This is a genomic window from Intestinibacter sp. (assembly GCF_051866655.1).
In the GTDB taxonomy this organism is placed as follows: domain Bacteria; phylum Bacillota; class Clostridia; order Peptostreptococcales; family Peptostreptococcaceae; genus Intestinibacter.
In genome coordinates this window covers 1-7,061 of the sequence record NZ_JBJDXL010000082.1, presented here as the reverse complement: position 1 = coordinate 7,061, position 7,061 = coordinate 1, and the positions used below count along the sequence as shown (strand labels likewise).

7 protein-coding genes are annotated in these 7,061 nt (G+C 31.7%); all 7 read left to right on the top strand.

All coding sequences use genetic code 11. The annotated features are described in order from the left end of the window. Positions 1–173: 173 nt before the first annotated feature. From ACI3VO_RS02250 to ACI3VO_RS02220, 7 genes are read left to right on the top strand one after another with little or no spacing between them, the layout of a single operon-like run. On the top strand, positions 174–2,432 hold the full coding sequence (locus tag ACI3VO_RS02250; protein ID WP_439756349.1) for a pyridine nucleotide-disulfide oxidoreductase/dicluster-binding protein: 2,259 nt from the start codon (positions 174–176) through the stop codon (positions 2,430–2,432). A gap of 1 nt (position 2,433) precedes the next feature. Continuing rightward, positions 2,434–2,655, top strand: a complete 222-nt coding sequence (locus ACI3VO_RS02245; RefSeq protein WP_290692025.1) for a DVU_1557 family redox protein — start codon at positions 2,434–2,436, stop codon at positions 2,653–2,655. Further along, positions 2,655–3,284, top strand: coding sequence for a class I SAM-dependent methyltransferase (locus ACI3VO_RS02240; RefSeq protein ID WP_439756348.1), 630 nt, complete (start codon positions 2,655–2,657; stop codon positions 3,282–3,284). Before ACI3VO_RS02245 ends, ACI3VO_RS02240 begins: the two co-directional genes overlap by 1 nt. Before the next feature lie 4 nt (positions 3,285–3,288). Beyond that, positions 3,289–3,711: a DVU_1555 family C-GCAxxG-C-C protein gene (locus ACI3VO_RS02235; protein ID WP_439756347.1), complete on the top strand. Its 423-nt coding sequence runs from the start codon at positions 3,289–3,291 to the stop codon at positions 3,709–3,711. A gap of 40 nt (positions 3,712–3,751) precedes the next feature. Beyond that, positions 3,752–4,795 (top strand): XdhC family aldehyde oxidoreductase maturation factor, encoded by a 1,044-nt coding sequence (locus ACI3VO_RS02230; RefSeq protein WP_439756346.1) that lies wholly within the window; start codon positions 3,752–3,754, stop codon positions 4,793–4,795. Continuing rightward, on the top strand, positions 4,795–5,928 hold the full coding sequence (locus ACI3VO_RS02225; RefSeq protein ID WP_439756345.1) for a DVU_1551 family NTP transferase: 1,134 nt from the start codon (positions 4,795–4,797) through the stop codon (positions 5,926–5,928). The genes ACI3VO_RS02230 and ACI3VO_RS02225 overlap by 1 nt, the downstream gene beginning before the upstream one ends. Beyond that, positions 5,925–7,043, top strand: a complete 1,119-nt coding sequence (locus ACI3VO_RS02220) for an aminotransferase class V-fold PLP-dependent enzyme (RefSeq protein ID WP_439756344.1) — start codon at positions 5,925–5,927, stop codon at positions 7,041–7,043. The genes ACI3VO_RS02225 and ACI3VO_RS02220 overlap by 4 nt, the downstream gene beginning before the upstream one ends. The last annotated feature ends 18 nt before the right edge of the window (positions 7,044–7,061 follow it).

Genomic DNA, 7,061 nt, shown 5'->3' with positions numbered 1-7,061 from the left:
AAGCTGCTTTAGACGCATTAAAATAAGTAATACTAACTTAAAAATAGAATAATTGAAACTGTATAAGAGTAATTTTAAATACTGCTCTTGTTAAGTGAATGATAAGGAGGGCTTAAAAACTTAAGCCCTTCTTTTAATCTATAATCATAATTTATTTTATGGAGGAATTTTATATGGATAATAGTAGTTTTAAAGATAAAGTTTTTTTTAGCGAATCGTTTTTAAGAGGACTAGAAAGTAAGTGTGTCCAAAGTGAACCTCCTTGGTGTAACGCTATGTGTCCTATACATGTAGATGTTAGAGAAATATGTAAATTAGTTTCAGCTGGAAAATTTACTGAAGCTAGAAAGATATATGAAGACAGAGTAGTATTTCCTAATATAATGAGCGGAATTTGTGAGCAAAAATGTAAGTCTAAATGCTTGAGAAATGGACTAGGCGATGCTATAAATGTAAGAGATATAGAGCTTGCATGTATGAAATACGGACAACACACTAAGAAAAGGGTATTTAGAAAATTCAAAAAAAAGGGAAATGTACTAGTTGCCGGTTCTAGCTTATCAGGACTTATAGCAGCTCTTGAAATTAAATTAAAAGGATATACTGTAGATCTTTTTGAAAAAGGGGATTTATTAGGTAAAAGTATATATGAAGAAAATAAAGGTGTTTTAGAAGAAGAGGGTATTAAACAAGATCTTAAAAAATTAACTGATGAAGAAGTAAATGTTTGTTTAAATACAGAATTTAACATAGACGATCTAGATAAATACAAAGAAAAATACGATGTAATTATAATCGATGGAAACGTATATGATTTAGGATTATCATATAATGAAATAAGCTTACAGCATGAAGATGACATAGTTTTTTATATACCAAAATCAGATTTAGCAATTGATCGTATAGACTATGGAAAAAGAACGACAAATTCTATCTATAGATTCTTCCAAAAGAGCCATATGTACAATGCTAGAGAAACTGAGGGAAGTCACGATACAAAATTAATTACTGTATTAGATAAAATAGAACCTGAAGCACCTGTAGCTATGGAAAATGGGGAATTCTACACTGAAGAAGAGGCTGTAAAGGAAGCTAGTAGATGTATAGATTGTAACTGCTTAGAATGTATAAAGGGATGCGAATTTTTAAGACATTACGGTGAAACACCAGTAAAACTTACAAGAACAACTCAAACTAATTTAGCTATTTCAGTTGGAAATCATACTGCGAATAAGATGATAAATTCTTGTAGCTTATGTGGTCAATGTGCTGAAATTTGCCCAAATGGTGTAAATTTTGTTGATTTCCTTTACTGGACTAGAAGCGATATGGTCAGAACAGAAAAAATGCCTCAATCTGCTTTTGAATTTGCATGGCAAGATATGGAATTTAGTAATAGCGACGAGTACTTCACAATTATAAATCCTAAAAACACATCTTCAGATTCTAAATACGTATTTTTCCCAGGATGCCAAATGGGTGCATCAGAACCTGACTTGGTAAAAGTAATATATAAAGATTTAAATGAAAAATTAGACGACAGAGTAGGTATAATGCTTGGATGCTGTGGTTCAATAGGTCCTTGGTCTGGTGAAGTAGCTAAATTTAAAGAAGCTATAGAGCTTATCAAAAAATCTATAGAAGAAATGGGTTCACCTAATGTTATAACTGCTTGCCCTACATGCTATAAGATATTCAAGGAAAATTTAGAAAATGTAGAAATAAGCATGGTATACGATTATATAGACGATAAACAGCTTAAAAATATTGGAAATGGTAGATGTGTAGCTGTAGATGACCCATGTTCTGCACGTTATGAAGTAGAATTACAAGACAAAGTGAGAGAAATAAGTGAAAAATTAGGTTACAATTTAGAAGAATTAGACTACAATAAAAAAGAGACTACTTGCTGTGGATACGGAGGACTTACTTGTTTTTCTCATAGAGAATTGAGAGAGGATATAGTTCAAAGTAGAATCGACCAAAGTGATTTAGCTTATATTACTTACTGTATTAACTGTAGAGATGCTTATTTAGGACAAAATAAAGAATCAAAACATATACGACAACTAATTTACGATTTTGAAGGGAAGAATAAAAAACCTAATTTATCAGAAAGAAGGTATAACAGAGTGCAACTTAAATTAGATTTACTAGGCAAAACAGACAAGAACGACTACGAAGTAAACTTAATAATAAGTAAAGAATTAGAAGAAAAATTTGAAGAAAAGCTTATTTTATTTAAAGATGTTCACGACACAATAGCATATGCAGAGGCTAATAATGAAAAATTCTTGAACAAGAATAAAAATACATTCTTAGCTTATCGCACTATAAAAAATGTTACTTTCTGGGTTGAATATACAGTAGAAGGCGACAAATATTTAGTACATAATGCTTATAGTCATAGAATGAAGATAGAGGTGGATTAGTATGCATGAAGGTTACGATAGTTTTTACGATTATGACAGCGAATCAATGATTTGCGTAAAATGTAATGAGCCGCTTAAAAAAGGAAAGGTTACATTAGAATATTTAGGAAGTAGTTTTCCAGTTGAACTACCTGTGTGCCCTAAATGTCATAGAGTATTCATAGATGAATCTCTATCAAGTACAAAAATATATACAGTTGAAAAGTCATTAGAAGATAAGTAATGTTTGATAAAATTAAAGATTTTAATATAGGTGGTCTTTACCTAATCGACGAGATTTTAGATAAATACCACCTAGACAAAAATGCAAAGGTACTAGATATAGGTTGTGGAAGTGGAAGTGCAGTAAGTTTTTTAAGTAAAAAAGGTCTCGATGCAATAGGTATAGACATATCTGAGGACATAATAAATGAAGGAAAAAGTAAATACGGTGATATAAACCTTGTTGTTATGGATGCACATTCTATGGATTTTGAAAAAAATTATTTCGATATAATATCCATAGAATGTAGTTTATCTATAATGGATAATTCGAGATTAGTTTTAGCTAGTTGTAGAGAGATTTTAAAAGAAAAAGGAATTATCTTACTAGGTGATTTTTTCTTTAAAGATAATACGGATAAGAATAAAGCGTATACATTAGATTATTGGTATAAGCTGTGTGAAGATATGGGCTTTGAAGTAGTCGATTTTAAGGATCAATCTAAAAATTGGAGAAATTATATAGGCAAGGTACTTTGGGAGTACGGGAGCCTTGAAATATTGCTCGGAGGATGTAATAGCTGCGATTTAAATAAGACTATGCTAAGTAGAAAAACAGGCTATTTTTTAATAACTTTAGTTAAGGGGTGATAGCATGGACGAAATGTATATGATGGAATTAGCTACAAAGGGATATTACTGTAGTCAAATTCTTATGAAGGCAATACTCGATGCTGAAGAAAAAGAAAACAGTGATTTAATAAGAGCTATGGGAGGCCTTATAGGAGGTCTTGGATTTAATCAAAGAATTTGCGGTGCACTTACTGGTGGTATATGCGCAATCGGATATTTCACATGCAAGGGAGAAGACGATGAAATAGAAGATGAAAATGCAAAGGAAATGATAAAAAAGCTTATCGAATGGTTTGAGACAGAAGGGACGAATGGAAAGGGAACTGAATGCAAGGATATAATAGATGGAGATCTTAGTAATCAAATGAAGGTTTGTCCTAATTTAGTATCAGGTACACTTGAAAAGGTATTTGATATACTTGCTGAATATGGCTATGATGTATAGTATTTAAAATATATAACGACATAATAAGGGGGCTATTTTTATGAACAATATATATGAAGAAGGTTTAAAATTATTAAAAAATAAAGAGAGCTTTGTACTAGCTAGTATAATTAAAAGCACAGGCTCAACTCCTCGTTCAGAAGGTACAAAAATGATTGTCAGAAAGGATAGATCTATAATAGGTACAGTCGGCGGAGGAATAATGGAATCTAGATGTATGGATGTAAGTGTAGATGCAATTAAAGAAAAGAAAACTTTTGTATATGAGTTTCATCTAGATAGCAAGGATGCACACAAATCAGAAATGGTTTGCGGTGGAAATGGGGAACTATTAATAAATTACATCGATGCAGAAGATGAAAATAACATAAAGGTTTTTGAAAAAGCTGTAGACGTTGTAGAAAACAACAAAAAAGGTTGGGTTGTAACAGTTATTTTCAACCAAGAAGATAAAAAACAAGTTGTATTTGTAGATGACAAAGGAAATATAACTGGTGAATTTGGCGGAGATGATACAATCAAATTCAAATTACAAAATGGAATAGGAACTCTTGGAATTCACAGTGATGTTATAGATACAGAGAGATATATAGTTGAAAAAGTCCATTCTTCAGGAAAAGCATTCATCTTTGGGGCAGGACATGTTTCTAAAGAAGTTGCAACAATTTTAAATCTAATAGAATTCGATACAATTGTAATCGATGATAGAGAGGATTTTGCAAATAAAGATAGATTCCCTGATTCAAAGATAGTAGTTTTAGATAGAATGGATGAAATACCAGATATGGGAATTGACGATGATAGCTATATTCTTATAATAACAAGAGGTCATCTATACGACTACAATGTTTTAGAATGGGCATTAAAGACTAATGCTTACTACATAGGAATGATAGGAAGTAAGACTAAGATAAAAATGACTTACGATAAGATAAGACAAGCAGGATTTACTGATGAAGATATAAAGAGAGTTCATGCACCTATAGGAATCGATTTAGCTGCTAAAACTCCAGCAGAAATAGCAGTAAGTATAGCTGGAGAGCTTATAAATGAAAGAGCTGAAAAGGAGAAAAATTTAAAATAATGAAAATAGGTGGATTAATTGTAGCTGCAGGTCTTTCATCTAGGATGAAAAATTTTAAACCTTTAATGAAAATAGACGATAAGCCTTTAATTTTACATACTATAGATAGCCTAAGAAGAAGTGGTATAAAAGATGTATGCGTTGTTTTAGGATACAGGGGTGAAGAAATAGAAGAAGCTCTAAAGAACGAGGAAGTAACTATGGTTTATAACCACAAATTTAGAGAAACCTCAATGTACGATTCATTTAAAATCGGATTAGAGAAGATAAAGGATAGCTGTGATGCAATTGCATTTACACCAGCTGACATAGGATTTGTGACTAAGTACACTGTCGATTTACTTGTAGAAGAGATGAATAGAGGGGAAAAAAACATTGTATATTCGAGATTTGACGGTGTTAAAGGACATCCTACCATAATAAGTGCTAAGTGCTTTGACTATCTGCTAAATTACAGTGGAGAAGGAGGGCTTAAATTAGCTCTTACAAATATGGATGAGGATTCTATAATACTAGATACACCAGATAAATTTGTATTACTAGATACAGACACTCCAGATGATTTTGAAAAGGTAAAAAATTACTATGAGAATAGAAATTACCTTACACAAGACGAGTGCATGAATTTACTCGAATATTCAAAAGTACCTCAAAATGTAGTAAATCATTCAAAAAAAGTAAAAGAGGTCGCCTGTGATTTGGCAGAAGCTATAAATAAAGCTTTAGGTGAACCTAAAATCGATATAGGATTGATTTCATCATCAGCACTGCTTCACGATATAAAGAGATCTGAGAAAAAACACGCATTAGAAGGTGCTAAATTCTTAAATGATTTAGGATATGATAAAATTTCAGAAATAGTCAAAACTCATATGACTCTAGATGAAGAGTATGAGGATTTATTAAATGAGAATTCTATATTATATTTAGCTGATAAATTAATATATGAAGATAAATTCGTGGGTGTAGAAAATAGATTTAAAAATAAAATAGAAAAATATAAGGACGACTCTATTGTATATCAAAATGTAATCAAAAGATACAATGCAGCTGTTAAAATAGAGTCTAATGTAGTATCTAATATAGGTAAAGCCTATGAAAATTTAAAAATAAAATGGAGGGATAGTGTATGATTTATTTCAATAATGGAGCAACATCATGGCCAAAACCAAGCTGTGTTGCAGAGGCTGTAAAAAAGGCTATAGAAGATTTTCCATCAAGCGACCACAGAAGTGGTGTCGAAGAAGAGGAAAAATATACTTGTAGAGATTTACTAGCTAAGCTTTTACAAGTTGAAAGTTCTGACAGTATAGTTTATGGAACTAATGCTACTTTTGGATTAAATTTAGCTATCCATGGATTTGACTTCCAAAAAGGAGATAAGGTTCTAACTACAGCTGCAGAACATAACTCAGTTTTAAGACCTCTATACTACCTTAAACAAGAAGGTATAATAGACTATGAAATCTTAGACGTAGACAATCAGGGTAGAATAAATCCAGAATTATGGGAAGCAAAAATAAAAGAAATGAAGCCTAGAATGGTAGTATTTACTCATGCTTCAAATGTAACTGGAGCAGTAAACGACGCCGAAACTTTAGCTAAAATAGCTAAAAAATACGGTGCAGTAGTTTTACTAGATGCATCTCAAAGCTTGGGACTTATAGATGTTCTTCCTGAAAAATGGGGAATTGATATGGTCGCATTTACAGGTCATAAGTACTTACTTGGACCACAAGGAACAGGTGGACTTTATGTATCTAAGGATATAAAATTAAATCCAGTTTTACAAGGTGGAGTAGGTATATTAAGTGATCAAGACACTATGCCAGATTTTATGCCACTTAGAATGGAAGCTGGAACACCTAATGGACCTTCTTTTAAAGGATTAGAGGCTGCACTTAGATGGGCATCTCAAAATCCAATAGATAAGTCTAAAATAGATAAATTAATAGATAAAATAAAAACAGCATTAAAAGAATTAGGTGCATATGTAGTAGATGTAGAAGGTGAAAGCACACCTGTACTTTCATTTACACTTCCAAACATGAGCGCTGCTGAAGCAGGAGAAGATCTTCAAATGGGATTTGAAATAGTTTGTAGAACTGGTCTTCACTGTGCTCCATTAATTCACAAATGCATAGGTACTCATCCAAAGGGCAGTATAAGAATCAGTTTATCTAGATTTACTACAGAAGAAGAAGTAGATTATTTTATAGAATCAGTAGGAAAAATAGTAAATGGATAATTTTGAAGTTAAAAAGGT

Excerpts from the sequence above, each read along its gene's own strand:
- ACI3VO_RS02245 (WP_290692025.1), top strand. The coding sequence starts at position 2,434 with ATGCATGAAGGTTACGATAGTTTTTACGATTATGACAGCGAATCAATG.
- ACI3VO_RS02220 (WP_439756344.1), top strand. The coding sequence starts at position 5,925 with ATGATTTATTTCAATAATGGAGCAACATCATGGCCAAAACCAAGCTGT.
- ACI3VO_RS02240 (WP_439756348.1), top strand. The coding sequence starts at position 2,655 with ATGTTTGATAAAATTAAAGATTTTAATATAGGTGGTCTTTACCTAATC.
- ACI3VO_RS02225 (WP_439756345.1), top strand. The coding sequence starts at position 4,795 with ATGAAAATAGGTGGATTAATTGTAGCTGCAGGTCTTTCATCTAGGATG.
- ACI3VO_RS02230 (WP_439756346.1), top strand. The coding sequence starts at position 3,752 with ATGAACAATATATATGAAGAAGGTTTAAAATTATTAAAAAATAAAGAG.
- ACI3VO_RS02250 (WP_439756349.1), top strand. The coding sequence starts at position 174 with ATGGATAATAGTAGTTTTAAAGATAAAGTTTTTTTTAGCGAATCGTTT.
- ACI3VO_RS02235 (WP_439756347.1), top strand. The coding sequence starts at position 3,289 with ATGGACGAAATGTATATGATGGAATTAGCTACAAAGGGATATTACTGT.